19 protein-coding genes are annotated in these 19,403 nt (G+C 50.2%); 13 read left to right on the forward strand and 6 right to left on the reverse strand.

The window, feature by feature from the left end:
• Nucleotides 1-93: 93 nt before the first annotated feature.
• Nucleotides 94-906 carry an inositol monophosphatase family protein gene (locus ABEW34_RS16560; RefSeq protein ID WP_430160281.1) on the forward strand — a complete coding sequence of 271 codons (813 nt, stop codon included), beginning with the start codon at nucleotides 94-96 and terminating at the stop codon, nucleotides 904-906.
• Between the two features lie 57 nt (nucleotides 907-963).
• Nucleotides 964-1,893 (forward strand): ADP-ribosylglycohydrolase family protein, encoded by a 930-nt coding sequence (locus tag ABEW34_RS16565; protein WP_430160282.1) that lies wholly within the window; start codon nucleotides 964-966, stop codon nucleotides 1,891-1,893.
• Nucleotides 1,894-1,966: 73 nt separating this feature from the next.
• Here ABEW34_RS16565 and ABEW34_RS16570 read toward each other — a convergent pair whose 3' ends face one another.
• The gene (locus ABEW34_RS16570; RefSeq protein ID WP_430160283.1) at nucleotides 1,967-3,322 is read right to left on the reverse strand and encodes an LLM class flavin-dependent oxidoreductase; all 1,356 of its coding nucleotides are present in this window, start codon (nucleotides 3,320-3,322) and stop codon (nucleotides 1,967-1,969) included.
• Between the two features lie 490 nt (nucleotides 3,323-3,812).
• On the opposite strand from ABEW34_RS16570, the gene ABEW34_RS16575 reads away from it, so the two are divergent.
• The 3 genes from ABEW34_RS16575 to ABEW34_RS16585 are packed head-to-tail and all read left to right on the forward strand — an operon-like array spanning nucleotide 3,813 to nucleotide 6,208.
• The gene (locus ABEW34_RS16575) at nucleotides 3,813-4,598 is read left to right on the forward strand and encodes a methionine ABC transporter ATP-binding protein (protein WP_430160284.1); all 786 of its coding nucleotides are present in this window, start codon (nucleotides 3,813-3,815) and stop codon (nucleotides 4,596-4,598) included.
• The gene (locus ABEW34_RS16580; RefSeq protein ID WP_430160285.1) at nucleotides 4,595-5,260 is read left to right on the forward strand and encodes a methionine ABC transporter permease; all 666 of its coding nucleotides are present in this window, start codon (nucleotides 4,595-4,597) and stop codon (nucleotides 5,258-5,260) included. The genes ABEW34_RS16575 and ABEW34_RS16580 overlap by 4 nt, the downstream gene beginning before the upstream one ends.
• Before the next feature lie 45 nt (nucleotides 5,261-5,305).
• Nucleotides 5,306-6,208, forward strand: coding sequence for a MetQ/NlpA family ABC transporter substrate-binding protein (locus ABEW34_RS16585; protein ID WP_430160286.1), 903 nt, complete (start codon nucleotides 5,306-5,308; stop codon nucleotides 6,206-6,208).
• Between the two features lie 88 nt (nucleotides 6,209-6,296).
• On the opposite strand, the gene ABEW34_RS16590 is transcribed toward ABEW34_RS16585, so the two are convergent.
• The 3 genes from ABEW34_RS16590 to ABEW34_RS16600 form a co-directional block, all read right to left on the reverse strand.
• On the reverse strand, nucleotides 6,297-6,896 hold the full coding sequence (locus tag ABEW34_RS16590) for a response regulator (RefSeq protein ID WP_430160287.1): 600 nt from the start codon (nucleotides 6,894-6,896) through the stop codon (nucleotides 6,297-6,299).
• Nucleotides 6,893-8,041, reverse strand: coding sequence for a sensor histidine kinase (locus tag ABEW34_RS16595; protein WP_056036684.1), 1,149 nt, complete (start codon nucleotides 8,039-8,041; stop codon nucleotides 6,893-6,895). The genes ABEW34_RS16590 and ABEW34_RS16595 overlap by 4 nt, the downstream gene beginning before the upstream one ends.
• A 124-nt stretch (nucleotides 8,042-8,165) precedes the next feature.
• A complete protein-coding gene (locus ABEW34_RS16600) occupies nucleotides 8,166-9,212 on the reverse strand; it encodes a fatty acid desaturase (protein ID WP_430160288.1) in 1,047 nt (348 codons plus the stop codon).
• A gap of 364 nt (nucleotides 9,213-9,576) precedes the next feature.
• On the opposite strand from ABEW34_RS16600, the gene ABEW34_RS16605 reads away from it, so the two are divergent.
• The 7 genes from ABEW34_RS16605 (at nucleotide 9,577) to ABEW34_RS16635 (ending at nucleotide 16,984) form a co-directional block, all read left to right on the forward strand.
• Nucleotides 9,577-10,608: an ABC transporter substrate-binding protein gene (locus ABEW34_RS16605; RefSeq protein WP_430160289.1), complete on the forward strand. Its 1,032-nt coding sequence runs from the start codon at nucleotides 9,577-9,579 to the stop codon at nucleotides 10,606-10,608.
• Nucleotides 10,609-10,777: 169 nt separating this feature from the next.
• Nucleotides 10,778-12,370, forward strand: a complete 1,593-nt coding sequence (locus ABEW34_RS16610) for a helix-turn-helix domain-containing protein (protein ID WP_430160290.1) — start codon at nucleotides 10,778-10,780, stop codon at nucleotides 12,368-12,370.
• 34 nt (nucleotides 12,371-12,404) lie between these two features.
• Nucleotides 12,405-12,932 carry an N-acetyltransferase family protein gene (locus tag ABEW34_RS16615; RefSeq protein ID WP_430160291.1) on the forward strand — a complete coding sequence of 176 codons (528 nt, stop codon included), beginning with the start codon at nucleotides 12,405-12,407 and terminating at the stop codon, nucleotides 12,930-12,932.
• The gene (locus ABEW34_RS16620; RefSeq protein WP_430160292.1) at nucleotides 12,932-13,597 is read left to right on the forward strand and encodes a YIP1 family protein; all 666 of its coding nucleotides are present in this window, start codon (nucleotides 12,932-12,934) and stop codon (nucleotides 13,595-13,597) included. The genes ABEW34_RS16615 and ABEW34_RS16620 overlap by 1 nt, the downstream gene beginning before the upstream one ends.
• A 97-nt stretch (nucleotides 13,598-13,694) precedes the next feature.
• Nucleotides 13,695-14,759: a histidinol-phosphate transaminase gene (hisC, locus tag ABEW34_RS16625; protein WP_430160293.1), complete on the forward strand. Its 1,065-nt coding sequence runs from the start codon at nucleotides 13,695-13,697 to the stop codon at nucleotides 14,757-14,759.
• Nucleotides 14,759-15,181, forward strand: coding sequence for a hypothetical protein (locus tag ABEW34_RS16630; protein ID WP_430160294.1), 423 nt, complete (start codon nucleotides 14,759-14,761; stop codon nucleotides 15,179-15,181). Before hisC ends, ABEW34_RS16630 begins: the two co-directional genes overlap by 1 nt.
• 126 nt (nucleotides 15,182-15,307) lie before the next feature.
• Entirely contained in the window at nucleotides 15,308-16,984 is a 1,677-nt protein-coding gene (locus ABEW34_RS16635; RefSeq protein WP_046231290.1) for a ribonuclease J, read from the forward strand.
• 139 nt (nucleotides 16,985-17,123) lie between these two features.
• Here the strand turns inward: ABEW34_RS16635 and ABEW34_RS16640 are convergent, their stop codons facing one another.
• Together ABEW34_RS16640 and ABEW34_RS16645 are read right to left on the reverse strand one after the other, a co-directional pair.
• Nucleotides 17,124-17,987: a hypothetical protein gene (locus tag ABEW34_RS16640; RefSeq protein WP_430160295.1), complete on the reverse strand. Its 864-nt coding sequence runs from the start codon at nucleotides 17,985-17,987 to the stop codon at nucleotides 17,124-17,126.
• A gap of 87 nt (nucleotides 17,988-18,074) precedes the next feature.
• Nucleotides 18,075-18,998, reverse strand: coding sequence for a LysR substrate-binding domain-containing protein (locus ABEW34_RS16645; protein WP_430160296.1), 924 nt, complete (start codon nucleotides 18,996-18,998; stop codon nucleotides 18,075-18,077).
• A 62-nt stretch (nucleotides 18,999-19,060) separates the two neighbouring features.
• Here ABEW34_RS16645 and ABEW34_RS16650 point away from each other — a divergent pair, with 62 nt between their 5' ends.
• Entirely contained in the window at nucleotides 19,061-19,225 is a 165-nt protein-coding gene (locus ABEW34_RS16650; protein ID WP_430160297.1) for a hypothetical protein, read from the forward strand.
• Nucleotides 19,226-19,403 lie beyond the last annotated feature (178 nt).

Raw genomic sequence — 19,403 nt, forward strand, 5'->3', positions numbered from 1 at the left:
ATCCTTCTGATCTGCAAGAAGGATTTTGTTTTGTCCTCTTAGATGCGGCGGGGTGTCCAGTTCAACCAATAAACGAAAATAGGGGGATTACATTTGGATACAACGATCGTAAGAGAAGCACAGCGAGTGGCAGTTTTGGCGGCGAGGGAGGCGGGAGCGCTGCTGAAAAAGCTTTTTGAAAAGCTGGATTCCAGTGCCTTTCAGCATAAAGACGACTCCGGCGACTTGGTGACCGAAGCCGACCATCAGGCGGAAGCGATCATTTTGGGCAAAATTAAGCAGGCGTTTCCGGGGCATCAAGTGATTTCGGAGGAGGCTGGAGACAATCGATTCGCCAGTGACTGGCTGTGGTTGGTTGATCCGCTGGATGGGACGAATAATTTCGCGGTCGGGATGCCGTTATTTGCCGTATCCATAACGCTCATGTATCAGCGCGAAGCGGTTATGGCGGTCATTTATGAGCCGCTGACGGACCGCTTGTATGAGGCGGTGGCGAGCGGCGGTTTTCGCTGCAATGGGCGAATCATTCGAATGGGCGAGCCGCGCCCCTTCAAGAGAGCGACGGTCGGCTGGATTCAAGGGCATAAAGTACAGCAGGAGCAGCGAGCAGTCAGGCTGCGCCAGCATATTGATGCGAACACGAAGCGAATGATGCGGCTGTGGGCGCCTACCTTGCAATGGAGCATGCTGGCGAAGGGTGATTTGGATGCGATTATTTTGTACAACTCGGAGGGCGAGGATCTTTATTCGGGGATGCTTATGGTGCGCGAGGCTGGCGGCATCATTACCGACTATGACGGCAGGCCATTCACAGGCATGAGCAGGGAGCCATACCTCATTGCATGCTATCCGCAGCATTTGCCTTTTTTTCGCGGGCTTGTGCATAATGGTCTTGTTGGGAAGTAGGCGAAGCAGCTTTAAGATACCGCTAGACCAAGCTGGCAGCAGCAGGAGGTTTACGAAATGAATCTATCTATTCAAGCAGGATTAATAGGGCTTTGTGTCGGGGATGCATTAGGCGTTCCTGTGGAGTTTTGCAATCGGAAGACGCTAGAGAAAGCACCTTTAACGGACATGGTCGGTTATGGCTCGCATCAGCAGCCGCCAGGCACTTGGTCGGATGATGCGTCCTTAACCTTATGTTTGGTGGAGAGCCTTGTCTATTGCAAAAGCGTAGAGGTGCATGATATTGCGAGCCGCTTCGTGGAATGGAAGCGGGGCGAGCGCTGGACGCCGCATGGCGAGGTGTTCGATATTGGCATAGCGACTAGCGAGGCGATTGATCGGCTTGCGCGTGGGGCAGAGCCTGAGTTGGCAGGCGGCAGCGGCGAATACAGCAATGGCAACGGTTCATTGATGCGTATTTTGCCGATGGCCTACTGGATGCTTGATGCTGGCATAGAGGAACGATCGGCTGCGGTTGGCAGAGTTTCGTCGCTAACTCACAGGCATCCTATATCGATTATGGCCTGCGTCTATTACACGGAGTACGCCGTGCAATTGTTGAAGGGCCACAGCCCGCAGGATAGTTATGCGGCAACGAATCGGACAATCCAGCTGTTTTATGCGGGCAACAGCTATCTGGATCGTTTTGAACGTCTGCTTAGCGGGCAGCTGGCAAGCCTTAAGGAGGACAGCATTGCTTCGTCAGGTTATGTCATGCACACGCTGGAAGCCAGCATCTGGAGCCTGCTGACGACCGACAGCTACGCCGCAGCAGTACTTCGCGCTATTAACTTGGGCGAGGATACGGACACGACAGGTGCGGTAACAGGCGGTCTTGCGGGCATCTATTATGGTCTGTCGTCCATTCCCTCGCATTGGCTGGAACAGCTTGCGCGAGCGGATGAGCTATTTCAGCTATGCGGCAGCTTTAACGAAGGGCTTGCATAACCGTTCCCCAGTCCCAAATAAACAAATCGCCGCCGCTTCCCTTAGCTCTACCTGGGGGCGGCGGTTTTGCATATCAATGGCTCGTTGCTTTAGTAAAGCGATTGCGTGGCAGCGGCAGGTTGAAATGCTCCCGCAGGGTAACGCCTTCATATTCGGTGCGGAAAAGGCCGCGCTGCTGCAAAATCGGCACGACAAGGTCGACAAACAGCTCCAGTCCATCCGGCAGCAGCGGAGCCATAAGCATAAATCCGTCAGCCGCCTGCTCGGTAAACCATTCCTCCAAAGTGTCTGCGATCTTCTCGGCGGTGCCGACGAGATGATCCCCGCTGAACGAGCCTGTGAGAAAGGAATAAACCTCGCGCAGCGTCGGGTTTTCCCTAGCAATAACTGGCTGGTGCTTGAGGTAGTCCGTTTTGTTCAGCTTAATGCGGTCAAGCCCGACCTCGCGAGCGCGTGATTCCAGCGTATAGCCAGTGAAATCGATCGCCTGAAAATAATCCGCCAGAAAGCCGATGCCCTGTTCTTCTGTAATCAACGCCTCCAGCTGCTTAAGCTTCGCACGCGCATCCTCCTCGGTATCGCCAATAATCGGCGATATACCTTGCAAAATATATATATCCTCAGGTGCGCGCCCCCATTTAGCGGCTTTCCCTTTAAACGATTGGTAGAATGCCTGCGCTTCCTCCTTACTGTGCTTGATAGAGAAAATGACTTCCGCCGTTCGCGAGGCGAAATCCTGTCCGGCCTCAGAGTTTCCGGCCTGCACGAGCACAGGATGCCCCTGCCGCGAGCGGCTAATATTTAGCGGGCCTTCCACCGAGAAAAACTCGCCTTGATGCTGAAGCCGATGCAGCTTCTCCTTGTGGAAAAACTGGCCTGATTCCTTGTTGCGGACGAAGGCATCGTCCTCCCAAGAATCCCATAACCCTTGCACAACCTCGAGAAATTCCTCCGCCCGCCTGTAGCGAAGACTATGCTCGAAATGCTCATCCCGGCCAAAATTGCGCGCCGTATTCCCTGACAGATCCCGTGTAGTGACGATGTTCCAGCCAACCCGCCCCTTACTGATCTGATCGGCAGACAGAAGCAGCCGAGCCAGATTGAACGGCTCAATATAAGAGGTTGAGGCGGTGGCGACTACGCCGATATGCGTCGTGGCGCATGCTAAAGCTGTAATCAGTGTGATCGGCTCGAACCGGTTTAGTATGTTTGGATGAGACTGCTCATTAATCGCCAGGCTGTCTGCGATAAAAGCGATGTCGAATTTCCCGCGCTCAGCTGTTTGGGCGAGCTTCCGGTAATAGTCGATATCGATGCTCGCATCCGGCTGTGCATAGGAATGGCGCCAGCCCGCCACATGCATGCCTGTGCCAACCAAATAAGCGGATAATTTTATTTGCCGCCTTTTTCCCGTAGTTTGTTGGGACATGTCAAGCTCCTCCTCGATAAATATGCATAATATAAGTGAACAGGGTGGAATAGTTTGTTTTAATTTATCACCTTCAATTTCTAGCGTCAATCCCGATTATTGCCAAAAAAAGAAGTTGACACCGCCGGGCAATTGCTTTAAATTTATAAATCAAATAGGAATAGTTGGTTTTTGGGCGATCAGCCCATAATTAGTTGACCAGAACACTGGAAACTAAACTCTCCACCGAGCAGATTGAACGGTGCTGAAGTTTGGTTTTTTTTATTTAAATATAGGAAAGTATATGATTTCGCCAACCTTTCTCTATATTTCTCGGACTGAAACGCGCCGCGCCGCCAAAGGACGGCTTTCGGCCGTTTCACCTTGAATTCTAAGAATATATAAGTTTCATCCTTATATCCGTTTAGAATTCTAGGGCAAAGCTCTTCGCTCGTCCCGAAAGGACGACGAAGTCGTTTTTGCTTATCAGGGAGGAGAGGAGTTTTTCCGCATGATCGTCATAAAGGATTTGCACAAAACCTATACAAGCGGAAGCAGCACGATTACCGCCTTGAATGACATTAACCTGACGATTGATAAGGGGGATATATTCGGCATTATCGGCTTTAGCGGGGCAGGCAAATCTTCGTTGATCCGCTGTCTGAACCGGCTTGAGGAGCCTGATTCGGGCTCGATCGAAATTGGCGGCAAGGTGCTGACGGATCTGTCTGGCAAGGAGCTGCGGCTGGCCAGGCGCAAGATTGGAATGATTTTTCAACAGTTTAATTTGCTGGATTCACAAAATGTGTTTCAAAATGTCGCGTTTCCGCTTCAAGTGGCCGGTTATCCAAAGCCGTTCATTCGGGAGCGCGTGCGGGAGATGCTGGAGCTGGTTGGGCTGACCGACAAGGAGCATATGTATCCGTCCCAGCTCAGCGGCGGCCAGAAGCAGCGGGTGGGCATTGCCCGGGCGCTTGTGAATGAGCCGGATGTGCTGCTCAGCGATGAGGCGACCTCGGCGCTCGATCCGCAGACGACCTACTCCATTCTGGAGCTGCTCCAGGATATTAACCGCAAGCTGAAGCTGACCATTGTCTTAATTACACACGAGCTGGATGTGCTTCAGCATATTTGCCGCCATATGGCGGTTATTGAGCAGGGCTCTATCGTCGAGACAGGGACGGTCGACAAGCTGTTTATGAACCCCGTCAGCTACACCGCCCGGCGGTTCGTCAGCATCATCGATTATTACCGCGACAAACGGTCGATCATGGAGGGGCTGGGAGCAGGAATATGAGAGATGATCTGTTCGAGCTGCTATGGGAGGGACTGCTGGAGACGCTGTATATGGTCGCTTGGTCCTCGGTATTTGCTTTAATCATTGGCATTTTGCTAGGCATTACACTCGTCGTCAGCGAGAAAGGGGGTATATTGGAAGCGCCGATCATCCATAAAATCATGGGAACGGCGATTAATGGCGTGCGCTCGCTGCCTTTTATTATTTTAATCGTGCTGCTGCTTCCCTTGTCCCGGCTTATCGTAGGCACCTCGCTTGGCCCGACAGCCGCCATCGTCGCTTTATCGATTGGGGCCTCGCCGTTTCTGGGCCGCATCATTGAAAACTCCTTAAAGGAGGTGAGCGCGGGCAAAATAGAAGCGGCCAAAGCGATGGGAGCGACGCCGCTAACCATTATATTCCGCGTGCTGATTCCCGAAGCGCTTCCAGCGCTTGTGCGGGGGATGACCATCGCCGTCATTGCGATTACGGAATTTACAGCGGTAGCAGGAGCGATTGGCGCAGGGGGACTTGGCAGTCTGGCGATCCGCTTCGGCTATCAGCGGTTCCGCGAAGATATTTTAATTGCTACTGTTATCGTCATTATTTTGTTAGTGCAGGCGATTCAGTTGTCAGGCGATAGCGTAGCTAAAGCGATTTTGAAAAAGCGTCATCTAGGGTAGCTATAGCGGCCCTCAAACCTAAATAGAGAAAGCAGGAGTGTAACCATGAAAACAACGAAATGGACCTTTATATCCGCCCTTATTCTTATGTTTAGCCTTATCGTCTCGGGCTGCGGCACCGCAGCCAATAATGCCCCGGCAATCTCGACGGAAGCGAGCGCAGCTGCAAGCCCTGCCGAGCAAACCCAGTCGACGGAAGCTTCCGCTTCGGCAGCCCCGCAAGAGGCAGTGACGCTTAAAGTAGGCGCTGCTCCAGTGCCGCATGCTGAAATTTTGGAGTTTGTTAAGCCGCTGCTAAAGGAGCAGGGCGTTAATTTGGAAATCGTTGTGCTCGATGATGAAGGCCAGCTCAATCCTGCGCTGTTTGAGAAGCAGATCGATGCAAACTACTTCCAGCACGTTCCGTATCTGGACTCGATTAAAGGGGAGAAGGGGTATGATTTTGCAGTAACCGCGAAGGTGCATGTCGAGCCGATTGGCTTTTATTCCGAGAAGCTGAAAGCGAAGGATGATATTGCAGATGGCGCAACCATTGCGATTCCGAACAACCCATCGAATGAATACAGGGCGCTGGTGCTGCTTGAGCAGCAAGGGCTGATCAAGCTGAAGGAAGGCCTAGAAAATACGTATGAGGCAACGCCGAAAGACATCGTAGACAATCCTAAAAATCTCAAGTTTGAGGAAGTAGATTCGGCAACTTTGCCAAGGGTATTGCCTGACGTAGATGGCGCTATCATCAACACGAACCTGGTTTTGGAGGCTGGCATTGATCCGAACACTGCGCTGTTCCGCGAGGATGCAGAATCGCCTTACGCCAACATTATCGTCGTCCGCAGCGGGGATGAGAACCGCGAAGAAATCAAGAAGCTGGATGCGGTGCTCGTATCGCCCGAGGTGAAAAAGTTCATTCAGGACAAATACGGCGTGGCGGTTGTGCCAGCTTTTTAAAAATAAAAGAGGCCAAACGGCAAGCTAAGCTCGGCCAACGCTTGAAAAGTATGTTCCGTTCCGCAATTGCGGGAAAGAACATGCTTTTTCATTTAAACCAGCCCTTCTCCTTGAAACGGGTAATCGCCTCAATCCGATTGCTCACGCCCAGCTTATCCAAAATGACCGAAATATAATTGCGCACGGTGCCATTGGTCAAATAAAGCTGGTCGGCGATTTCCTTCGTGTTTTTGCCGTCGGCGATGAGGCCGAGAACTTCCTTCTCTCGTTCGGTGAGCGGGTTTTCCTGCCCGTAGGCGTCGTCTACCAGCTCGGGCGCATAAATGCGGCGGCCTGTCATGACGCTGCGTATGGAGCTCGCCAGCTCCTCGCTAGGGCTGTCCTTGAGCAAATAGCCGCACACGCCGGCCTTTAGCGCACGGTCGAAATAGCCGCTTCTGGCGAAGGTGGTCAAAATGATCACCTTGCAGCCTAGCTGGCGGATTTCTTCCGCTGCCTCCAGCCCGTTCTTGACCGGCATTTCAATGTCCATAATGCAAATGTCCGGCTTGTGAAGCTGGACGAGCGTGATCGCTTCTTCGCCGTTGCCAGCTTTGCCAACCACGGTCATATCCTCCTCCAGATCAAGCAGGGAAGCAAGCGCCCCCAGCAGCATTCGCTGGTCTTCGGCGATAACAATTCTTATCATAGTGTGGGCTCCTTTTCCGGCTTCTGGACGACATTGGGCGCTTTTATGACGAGCATCGTGCCGTCTCCGCAAATAATGTCCAGGCTGCCATTAATAAACTCCAGTCTTTCCTTCATGCCTCTAAGGCCATTTCCCCGGTAATAGCTGCGCGACTCCTTGCCGCCTGTAGCAATGCCTGTGCCATTATCCTGAACGCGGACAATGAGCTCTGTGCGGGTCGGTTCAATCTCGACCAGACACTTGGTGGCGGAGCTGTGCTTGACGATATTCGTTACAGCTTCCTTAAGGCACATGCTGACGACATTTTCGGCAAGCAGTGAAGTGTCGGTATGCGCCGGATCACCTTCTACCAGAAGCTGAATATCGGCAGCCTTCAAAATTTGCTTTACCCGAAAAAGCTCATCCTCAAGCCGTGTTCCACGCATTTCCGTAACAAGCTCCCGTACTTCCTTGAGAGCCGTGCGCGCCGTTTGGCGCACATCATCGATTTCTTCCTGCGCCTTGGCGGGATTTTTCTGCATCAGCTTGCCTGCCAGATCGCTTTTCAGACCTATGAGCGACAGCTTCTGTCCGATCGTATCATGCAGGTCGCGGGCGATCCGCTGCCGCTCCTCCAGCTTGACGAGCTCTGAAATCCGCTTGTTGGCATGCTCAAGCTCGCCTTCCAGCTTGTCCCGCTTGTTGCGGTTGTACGTATTGACCGGAAGCAGAATGACGCCGATCAAGCTAATGAGCACGAAGGGGAACTGCGCGAGAAAGACCGGATTTTGCACAGCCAGCCCAAAGTTGATGCTCAGGAAGGTCGTGACGATATGAATGGAATACAGCGTAAAGAAGCCGATGCGATTCTGGATATTGCCGATAAAGTAAGCGAGAAAAATCGAGAAATACACATATCCGAACATGAGCGTCATCGCAATGGAAATAATAATTTGGATGCTGGTCCAGAAATAAACCTGCCAGCCCTTGGATACGAAGGAGAGCATATAACAGATGAAAAATAAAACGATCATCACAATGCCGGACGTCGCTTGGTAGGGCGATGAGTTGCGGAAAATAAAGTAGAAGGGCAGGATGTAGAAAACGACCCATACATAGGGGCTGATTCCCGTGTTTTTATGAAAAATATGATGCCACTTTTGCATATGCGTCCCGCCTTTTTACATCGCTGTTGCAGCAATAAGAGCTGCTTTGAAGCTATTTTAACATAAAAGAGGCTCGCGCATTTGGTTCCGCGCAGCCTCTTTCGTGTTTGTATCTTCGTACCTGCTAGCCTACGCGCCGAGTATCGAGCTTGGTGCTTGCCGCACGCGGCTTGCGCAGACGGTGCTTCAAGCCTTTAAAGCTGACGAACATTTTATTCTCTTCGTCCCACAGGCGGAAACGCAAGGCAGTCAAGCTTGTTTTAAGCGTAATTGTCGTTGCCTGCTGAAGGGGAACAGAGGAGTTGTGCGCATCCTCCAAATAATAGTTAGGCACTTTCGGGCTCAGATGATGCACGTGATGGAAGCCAATGTTGCCGGTAATCCATTGCAATGGACGGGGAAGCTTGTAATAGGAGCTGCCTTCGACGGCTGCCTTCACGTAGCTCCACTCATCTTCATTTTCAAAATACGTATCTTCGAACTGATGCTGGACGTAGAACAGCCAAATGCCGAACAGTCCAGAGAGAAACATAACGGGCAGCTGTACCATGACAAAAGCCTGCCAGCCCAGAAGCCAGCTAAGACCTGCATATAAAGCAACAATCGAAACATTGATCAAATACGTGTTGAGGCGTTCCTGGCGTCTAGCGCCTTTACGGTTGAAACGGTATTGGATCAGAAACACGGCAATCGGGCCAAGACCAAACATGACGGCTGGATGGCGGTAAATCCGATAGAAAAGACGGCGCAAAGGCGTTGCTGCAATATATTCATCTACGGTCATAATCCAAATGTCGCCAATACCACGCTTGTCGAGATTGCTGCTCGTTGCATGATGGATGGAGTGGCTGTATTTCCACTGTTGGAAAGGGACGAGGGTAATGATCCCTGTTATCGTGCCGACGATAGCATTTGCCCGTTTGCTCTTAAAGAAAGAACCGTGGCAGCAATCATGGCAAATAATAAAGGTCCGGATGACAAAGCCTGCAGTAATTAAGGAAAAAACGATCGTGAGCAAATAGGAGATTGGCATGACGGCATACGCCGCGTACCAGAAAAAGCCGAGTGGGAGTAAAGTATTGATTAATTGTTGTATGCTGGTTTTCATATTCACTTTTTCGTAAGGGGCAAGGCTCTTTTTCAAGCTCACTTGCTTGGCTTTCTGATCCATAATGGAGCTCCTCCTTCAATAACGGGATGTACGTCCTTTGTTCAAGGTGCCTGCATCCTGCTAGCTATATTTATATTGTAAAGAAAAACGTCATGCGCCATAAGTCATAAACGTCAGTTCAGCTATATGACATATGTCATATGAAAGCGCGGCTGAATGCCCATAAATGCATGTTTTTAACAAAAATTTTGCAGGGAATGGATAGAGGGCTATTGGATGGGAGCAAGGCGAATAGGCCGTGGCGATAGCGTTTGTATAAGAAAATTGTAGCGTATGTGCATTGAAGGCAGGGCGGAGGATAGGCTACACTTGATCTCGTCATTTGATAATGATAATCACTGATTTAAAGGGGAGTCGAATAAAGATGATGCAATGGGGGAAAAAGAGGTTCAAGGGTAAAATGACGGTGCTCACGCTGCTGGCGTTAGCCGTTATCATAGCGCTCGCGGGTTGCGGTTCGCAAGGCGAGACAGCTGTTAATACGGAGGCTGGCGATGCAGCGGCCGCTGTTAGCCCATCTCCTGCGGCAACGGATGAGTCGGCAGCTGCGAAGCAGGAAGCGGAAACGCGAGTGCTCCAGGACGAGTTTGGCGAGGTAACGGTTCCGGCGCATCCGAAGCGCGTAGTGGCACTTTATTTGGAGGACTATTTGACGGCGCTTGGCGTAACGCCAGTTGTCCAGTGGTATCACCCGCTTTGGGGAACGCAGGAATATTTGAAGCTGGATTTGCCGACGTTTGATATTACGGGCAATATTGAAGTGCTGCTTGATATGGAGCCGGACTTGATTATATTGGACGGCTGGGCAGACAAGGCCAAATACGATTTATTTTCTAAAATAGCGCCTACCTACCGGCTGCCAGAAAATATTTTGTATGATTCTAAAGCGATTTTGACCAACATTGCAGATGTAATGAATATGAAGGAACAGGGAGAAGCTGTGATTAATGCTTACGAGCAGAAAGTAGACGATGCCAAGGAAAAGCTCAATACAGCGCTTGGTGATGAGTCCGTAGCGGTCATGCGTTTGAATGTCGATGATAGTACCTTCGCGCTGTTCGGTGTGAACAACCGTTTTATTGGCTCTCTATACTCCCAGTTGGGTCTTACGCCAAATACATGGTCGAAGGAAATGGAAGAATTTCAACAGGTTTTATCAGAGGAAAGCCTGCCGGATTTGGATGCCGACCACATTATTCTTTTATTGTCCAACGGCACTTGGGATTCACCTGAAAATCAGGAAGCGCTGAAGCTTTTGGACAGCAGTATGTGGAAGGCTATTCCCGCAGTGAAGGCAGGGCATGTACACCGGGTGGAGAGATCTTATTGGCAGTCCGGTGGCATAACAGCAAATTCCATGAAAATGGATGATATTTTGAAAATGTTCGTGAAATAAGCAGCGCCCCTGGCAAGCGCGCAATTAAAGAAATGAAGAGGAAGGCCCATCGGTGCATTGATGGGCTTTCTTTTTTCATTTATACTAGTTGTGAAAATCATTCTCATTTACTTCGGCATGTGCGGGCATAACGCGTGCTGTTTGCCAAAACATCCTAAGGGGGATATGAATGAGCAACGAGGGGAATAAGCCGCAGCTGCGTCATGCGATTTTCTATAGGCTGGCTGCGATACAATATAGGAACGTAATAAATGGGCAGGAGCAGGTGCTGCCCACCGTTGATGAACATATCATCATGATAGTGATGGGAGGAACGGGAACGCTTTACGTAAATGGCGAGCGGCATGCTCTGAGCCGTGGCTCCTGTTTTATTTTTGGCCCGGGTAAGAGGATGGAGTTTGCAGCTGGCGGATTTGAGGGCGGAGAAGAGGGGCTGTCGTTCTGCTATATTGCCTTTGATGGAATTGGAGCGGAATCGGGGGAAGCCTCCTTTCCATGCCTGGGCGAGGTATCCTGCAAGCCCTTCTCCTATTGCTTGAGTGAGCTGCAGGCGCTCCATGATAAGCGGGACTTGGAGGACGAGCTGGAGGCTTTCCGTCATGATATCCGGTTTCAGCAGCTTTTATTGTTCATCATGCAGCAAAACTTGCCTCTGCGCACAGAAAGCGGCGAAAGGCGAGCGATGGAGCAGTCCATTGCCCATATTCGGCAAAACTTCCGGGAAGAGCTGTCGGTAGACAAGCTTGCCGACCATGCCGGCATCGTGCGCTGGCGCTATTCCCGTCTATTCAAGGAGCTGACGGGCGAAATTCCGCTGCATTATTTGAATGGCGTACGTGTGGAGCAGGCGAAAAAGCTGCTGGCAAGCACGGATGAACGGCTGTTCAGCATCGCGCAAAGCGTCGGCTACAGCAATGAATATTATTTTAGCCGCCGCTTCAAGCAGTCGGTTGGCCTTACACCGGGTCAATATCGCCGCCATCAGCGGGAAAATATTCGGGTCTTTGCTCCGTTCATAGAAGATTATTTACTGGCGCTTGGCGTTAGGCCTATTATGCAATTCACCCACGATCATTGGGGGCGCCAGGAATATCTTGGCCTCGATGATGTGCCAGAATTTAATGTGGTCACCGATAACGAAGCGACATTATCTGGCTTTGCACCGGAATTTATTTTGATGGATACAGGCATTGAACGTTGGGGCATGGACAAGCTCGCCAGCCTTGCACCAAGCATTCAGCTTTCCTATAAAGGCGAGGAATGGCGTACAACGCTGCACAGCATTGCGGATTTGCTCGGGAAGGCTGAGGAAGTAAGCCCTGTTATTGCTGATTATGAAAATAAAGCGGCAGCCGCAAAAGCGAAGCTGCTGCGGGCGGTGAAGCGGCAAACGGTCGCCTGTTTGCGTTTGTCAGCCGATAGAGTGCAATTATATGGCGGTCCTGACCATGGCTACACCGGCCCGGTGATTTACCGCGATTTAGGACTGAGCCCGCATTCGCTCGTAGAAAAGCTGGCTAAAGGGCTGCGGTTTGTTGAGCTGACGATGGAGGAGCTGGCGCTGCTTGACGCTGACCATTTGTTTATTACGATTGATCTGGCTGCAGGCAGGCAGATCGAGCTGCTGCATTCATCGCTCTGGCGGTCGCTGCCCGCTGTGCGCAACGGCAGCGTGTATGAGGTCGATTTTTTGTCGTGGATGAATTATGGCGTGCTGTCCCATCATCGAAAAATCGACGATGTGCTGCGCGTATTGTGTTAAACTGGTGATATTATGACGCTAAGGAGAGCGGTTTATGGCAGAGGAAACGTATCGAATTCGCGATGCCGTGCAAGAGGATTTGCCCGGCATTGTAGCTATATATAATTCAACGGTTGCGTCGCGCCAGGTGACAGCGGATTTGGAGCCGTCAACGGTGGAAGCGAAGCAGGCGTGGTTTGACGAGCATGCGCCGGATACTCGGCCGCTTTGGGTGGTGGAAGAGGACGGAGAGCTGCTGGCTTGGTTCAGCTTTCAGTCGTTTTATGGGCGCCCTGCTTATCAGGCGACAGCCGAAATCAGCATCTACATAGCGGAGCAGCATCGTGCACGGGGATTGGGAAGCTTGCTGCTTAAGCATGCGCTTGAGGCATGTCCGGCGCTGCATATTCGGACGCTGCTCGGCTTTATTTTTGCCCACAATGCTCCTAGCCTTGGCTTGCTCGGCAAGTTCGGCTTTGAACAATGGGCGTACATGCCGAAAGTGGCGGAGCTGGATGGGGTGGAGCGCGATTTGATTATTATGGGGCTCCGCGTTGGAGAAAGAACGAAAGGGGAAAAATGATGCAGCAAGGAAATTGGAAATATTGGTTTCGCGTATGGATTCATCCCCGTCAGACGGTTAGGCATTTTCTCAAACATCCGGGACCATTCTGGCCGCTTGTTATGATTGCATTATTCAGCGGCATCTTTCAGTTTTTGGATACCGGCGCGGATAATGAGTGGGGTAATCATATTTATTCGGGCTTGATATTGCTGCTGGCGGTTTTAGTTGGCGCACCGCTTGGAATCGGAGGATTATTTTTATCCGGCGTTTTGTATAGATGGGTGGGCTCATGGTTCGGCGGTACTGCCACCAGGCATCAGATGTACATTGCATTTGCCCGTGGCGTGTTGGCTCCTTCCGTATTAATCGGACTGCTCTGGATTCCGCAGTTTGTGCTGTTAGGAAGAAGGAGCTTTGCCGATACGCTTGTATATTCGGGTGGACTGGCCTCAGGGCTTGACCTTCCAGGCGGCGTGCTGATGACTCTTAGCCTGCTGTTCGCTATGATCAAAATTGTTTTGAGCATATGGGTGTTCATTATTATGCTGCATGCGGTCGGCGAGGCCCATCAGTTTTCGGCTTGGCGCGCACTTGGCGTTTCATTAATTATTATGGTAGCTATAAGCATACTTGTAATGATTCTTGTATTGCCTTTTTTAGTCATTGGCATAATCGCAAATTAGTGGATGCATTCGGCATCAAAATGTTTTATGCTGAATGAGGATGAATAAAGCGGACAAACGGCAGGGGCCGTTAATCGAAAAGAAGGGAGCTTGACTCATGAGTAAGTTCTGGAGCCCACTTGCGGCATCGCTAGTACCTTATGTGCCGGGCGAACAGCCAAAGGATAAGCAATATATTAAACTCAACACGAATGAAAACCCGTATCCACCTTCACCGAAGGTGATTGAGGCGATCCAAGCGGCGGCTAATGAGGATTTGCGCTTATACCCTGATCCGACGAGCGGAGCGCTTGTGCAGTCGCTAGCTTCTTATTTTAAGGTTTCCCCAAGCCAGGTTTTTGTGGGTAATGGCTCTGATGAGGTGCTGGCGTTCGCTTTCGCGGCGTTCTTCGATCCTGCTAAGCCGGTGCTGTTTGCCGATATTACTTACAGCTTCTACAAAGTGTATGCCGAGTTTTACGGGCTGCAGGCAGATTTAATTCCACTAGATGAGCAGTTCCGCATGCCTCTGGAGCAATTTAATACGCGTGAAAATGGCGGCATCGTCATTCCCAATCCGAATGCTCCGACAGCGATGCTTGTCCCGGTTGACGAGTTCCGCTCAATCCTTGAGCATAACCGCGATCAAGTGGTCATCATTGACGAGGCTTATATTGATTTCGGCGGCGAATCGGCCGTTAAGCTAGTTGCTGATTATCCGAATGTGCTCGTTATTCAGACGCTGTCGAAGTCTCGTTCACTAGCGGGTTTGCGTGTGGGCTGGGCGATTGGCAGTGAAGAGCTTATCGATGGTCTTAACCGTGTGAAAAATTCATTCAACTCCTATACGATCGACCGCTTAGCGCTTGCCGGTGCTGTTGCCGCTATAGAAGATGAGGATTATTTCCAGGAGATTACGGCCAAAGTGAATCAGACTAGGGATCAGACGGCTGTGCGTCTGCGGGAACTCGGCTTTGTCGTGACCGATTCCACAGCCAATTTCCTGTTCATTTCCCATCCTGACCAAGCGGCGGAACACCTTTTTCAAAAGCTGCGCGAGCAGGGCGTACTCGTCCGGTATTTCAAGCAGCCTCGCATCGATCATTATTTGCGGGTAAGTATCGGTACGGATGAGGAAATGGACGTCTTACTTAACGTAATCGCTGAAATTGTAAAGCCGTAATGAGCAAGGAATATCGCTCGTCGTTCAGCTCTGCTATGCGGAGGGTAACACTTCTTAGCTTAATTTTCTCGTTAATCGGCAATACTTTGTATTATGCGACGGCTTACAGCATGACGATTTTGCATGGTGTAGTCACATTGCTGATCCTGATTGGCGTGCTTTATACGATAGCCATCGTTCGAAGCTTTAGCGGACTCTATTGGTATTTTCCGCTATTTATTCCGGTACTATGGATACCCCTTACAGTCATTTTAACGTATGGGCTGGGGCTATTGTTCCCCTTATCCGAAGAAGCGACATCCAGAGGTTTGCTCGTTATTTATATTCACGGGCTGAATTTATGCACGGTAGCCGCATCGGCTTTTATGGGAATGTTTGTTAAGGGTTTGCTTTACATTTTGGGTCGAATGAACAAGGAATAAACGGCGAATAAGCCTATTTCCTTTTTATTAAATTTTCGTGCTATAATGGTGACAAGTGACTGGTTCGGATCTTTTTAGTTTGAGGTATATTAATCGTCGTCAGTCTTATAAAATAGGAGGATTATTTTGAATAACAGAACAGAAAACAAACTATCCATTTTTGCCTTGGGCGGCGTAGGTGAAATTGGGAAAAATATGTACGCAGTACAATACGCTAACGATATTATTGTCATTGATTGCGGTTCCAAGTTTCCCGATGAAGAGCTGTTGGGCATCGATATTATCGTGCCGGACATTTCTTATTTAATCGAGAACAAGGACAAGGTCAGAGCGCTGCTAATTACGCACGGCCATGAAGACCACATCGGTGGATTACCTTATATTTTGAAGCAGCTTAGCCTGCCTGTCTACGCAAGTCGTCTGACAATGGGACTGATCGAAGGCAAGCTGAAGGAAGCTGGCCTGCTGGGAGCTACGGAAAGACATCTGATTCATGCGGAATCCGAGCTGAAATTCGGGACGCTAACTGCAAGCTTCTTCCGTACAAACCACAGTATTCCGGATTCCCTCGGTGTTGTACTGGATACGCCTGAAGGTGTCGTTGTACACACAGGCGACTTCAAGTTTGATCAGACGCCGGTTAATGATCACCATGCTGATCTTCACCGCATGGCTGAAATTGGCCGCAAGGGCGTACTGGCGCTTCTATCGGAGAGTACAAATGCAGAGCGTCCGGGCTTCACGCCTTCGGAAAGAAACGTCGGAGCGAACTTCATAGACGCTTTCCGCAAAGCAGAGCGCCGTGTTATCGTATCAACGTTCGCATCGAACGTATACCGCTTGCAGCAAGTTATCGACGCGGGTGTTGCAACGAACCGCAAGCTGGCAATTATTGGCCGCAGTATGGTCAATATGATTACGATTGCTTCTGAGCTTGGCTATTTGAATATTCCTGACGGTATGCTTATTGAAACGAATGAAGTGAACCGTTATGCTGACAATCAGGTCGTCATTTTGTGCACGGGCAGCCAAGGCGAGCCAATGTCGGCGCTTACGCGCATGGCGCGTTCCAATCACCGCCAGATTGAAATTCTGGAAGGAGATACAGTCATTATTTCCGCTACGCCGATTCCAGGCAACGAGCGGAGCATTGGCCGTACTGTAGACGAGCTGTTCCGCCTTGGCGCGAACGTTATCTACGGTCAGGGCGCTGCTACAGGCATGCACGTATCCGGCCATGCCAGCCAAGAAGAGCTGAAGCTGATGCTTCACCTGATGGCTCCGAAATATTTTATTCCGATTCACGGCGAATACCGGATGCAGCTTCACCACAAGAAGCTCGCTGAAGCAGTAGGCGTTGCGAAGGAAAATATTTTCCTTGTCGATAATGGCGAGGTGGTCGAGATTGCGAATGGCCAAGCACGCAAAGCGGGCAAAGTTTCGTCTGGCAATACGTATATCGATGGCTTGGGTATTGGCGATGTCGGCAATATTGTATTGCGCGATCGCAAGCATTTGTCGCAGGACGGCATTCTCGTTGTCGTAGTAACGATCAGCAAGCAGGACAAAACGATTAAATCAGGTCCGGATATTATTTCGCGCGGTTTCGTCTATGTACGTGAATCGGAAGGTCTGCTCGACGAAGCAGGCCGCATCGTATCCCGCACCATTACTAAATCAATTAGCGACAACGTCAACCAATGGACGACGCTAAAATCTAATGTAAAAGACGCGCTCGGACGATTTTTATATGAGCAAACGAAAAGAAAGCCGATGATTCTTCCGATCATCATGGAAGTTTAATCGGCGCCTAACCAGTCCACTTCACTTTGCTTAGTGAGCCGATCATTGAATAGATTCATGAACAAGAAGACCGTATAACCGGCCTGTTTCATCAGGGGGGCTATACGGTCTTCTTTGCGTTCATTTTAGAGCTGCGGTCTTAATAACGTTCCAATACAAGCTGCGTTTTCAGTCCGTCTGCCGGCACGAGCCAGCCGAGGTTGTTCAAGCTGTTAATGAGTGCGGTACGGTTCGTATTAGCGACGCTGTATTCATCTGTTTTGAAGGAAATTTCCACGATTGGCTCAATGCCTGTACCGGCAGCATTGCGGATTGGCCAAATTTCAACGTCTACCTCAAGGCCATTCCAATTGCCTGTGTGCTTCGTTGTGAGGATAGGGCCGTATGCACGCGAGTTTTGCAGCTGCGTCTTGCCCCAATTGCTTGTCCCCCAGTTTTTCAGCTTGCCTGGCAGCTCGTCGAGCAGCATTTGGCGGGCGGCTGCTTCGGAGGGAAGTCCGAGCGCGCCGTTTAGCGATTGGCTCACCTTTTTATCGACGGACATGCTGAGCGTCTGCTTGCTGTAGCCCCAATCGATCTCTGCTTTATAATTGTCATCCGTAATGTCAAAGCCTTCTGTGTTTGCGAGCGTCAGCGCGGCGTCGATATTGCCGTTTTGCACAGCATAGCGTTTTTTGTACGTGAGCTCGTAGTTGTTTTTATCCTCTTTTTTGCGAAAACGTGCGTTCCAGCCTGCATCATCCAGACCAAGACTGTTGGTATCGAAATATTCCACATTGGTTTGTCTCGAAGTAGTCAGATTGAACTGGGAGGCAACAGCGGAATTCAACGTCAAATTGCTGTTCAACACCTGCGTAGAATCCAGCAGCAGCTTGACCTCATAGGATGGGACCATATTCGCTTCCAGCTTTTTTGCCTGTACGGTGTCCGGCGCCTGGAACGCCGACAGCAGCAGCGTCGCACTCAAAACCATCGTTCCTGCTTTCGTTAACCAATGTTTCATTATCTCATCTCCTCTTCATAATGGACCTACAACCTATACTTTAGGGAGCCATTGTTCGCGAGGAATCAAGCATGGAAACGGATTATGTTAATTTTTCCAATAATTAATGGATGGTGTCGGAGAATTTTTAAAGCTTCTATGGAGGGTATCAATAAATTGTTCGGTCAGCCGGGAGTCATAGCGATCCTTGTTATAGCAGCAATAAATCGAGCGCTGAAAGCGGGTATTGGGGATTTTACGCATGAGCAGCTGTCCCTTTCGAACCTCCTCCTGTACCGAAAGCTCCGAAATAAAAGCAATATGTGCACCCTGCTGCACCGTCTGCTTGATGGCTTCAATCGAATCGAGCTCAATTGGCCCGATGAGGTCAATGCGGTGATTGTTCAGCCATCTCGTCGTCATTTCCCGCGTACTGGACTGCTCGCCATGCAGCACAAAATTGGCTGTTGCAATAAGCCCCGGATTAAGCGTTTCATAAGCTGCCAGATGATGAGTAGGGGCAAAAATAACGACCAGCTCATCCTCGCAAATGCTATGGGTGGACAAGGAGGGCTGCTCGAACGGCTCGGAGGAGATGAGGCCGAGATGAATGTCATGGTTCCAAAGCTTTTCCTTAATGATAGGCGCGGGCTTCACCAGCACGGAAATCTCAATGCCCGGATGATGCCTGGAAAAATCGCTCAGCACCTCCGGCAGCACATAGGTGGCCGGGACGTAGCTCGCTCCAATGGTCAGCTTTCCGCGGGCCAGGCTGCCATATTCCATAACGACGCGCTCGGCCTCCTGCGCCAGCTTATTGATGCGCACCGCATAATGAAGCAGCGCCTTGCCAGGTGCGGTCAGCAGCATTTTATCCGCTCGCGCCTCGAACAGCTTGACGCCCATTTCCTGCTCCAGGCTTTTCATATGATAGGTAATGGTCGGCTGCTTGAGCTCCAGCTCGTGGGCAACGGGGGTAATTTTCTTATGCTTGTCGAGCAGCTCAATAATTTTCAGCTTCAATAAATTCACAGGCGCTTGCCTCCTACTTATTAGCGGATAAGTGTTAAAGTGTGGCGGAAAGGAGAAGCGAAATGAAAAGCTTGAACTGGAGAAGCGGTAGCGTTCGCTTAAAGCTTTCCGTAGGAAAGCAGCATCGTAAGCATATGCTTTTAGCCTTGAATTTTTTCCTATGGAAAATTATTAATAAAAATTCAAGGGTAATGGCGATCGGAAGTCAAGTTTTTCATGCAGCGTAACCGCTTTTCTGCCACTACTTATAAAAGTAGCATAGAAAAATTCGATGAATGTTAAAACAAATCCACTAAAAAGTTAATCTTTCATTTACACAGCTCAAATAAACAACGAATAGTCGGAGGCTATACTGAGGTCAAGCTTAAAGCCTAGCGGATAAGGAAGCCTCGGCTGCCTGCTCCG

Source organism: Paenibacillus algorifonticola (assembly GCF_050481745.1).
GTDB lineage: Bacteria > Bacillota > Bacilli > Paenibacillales > Paenibacillaceae > Pristimantibacillus > Pristimantibacillus algorifonticola_A.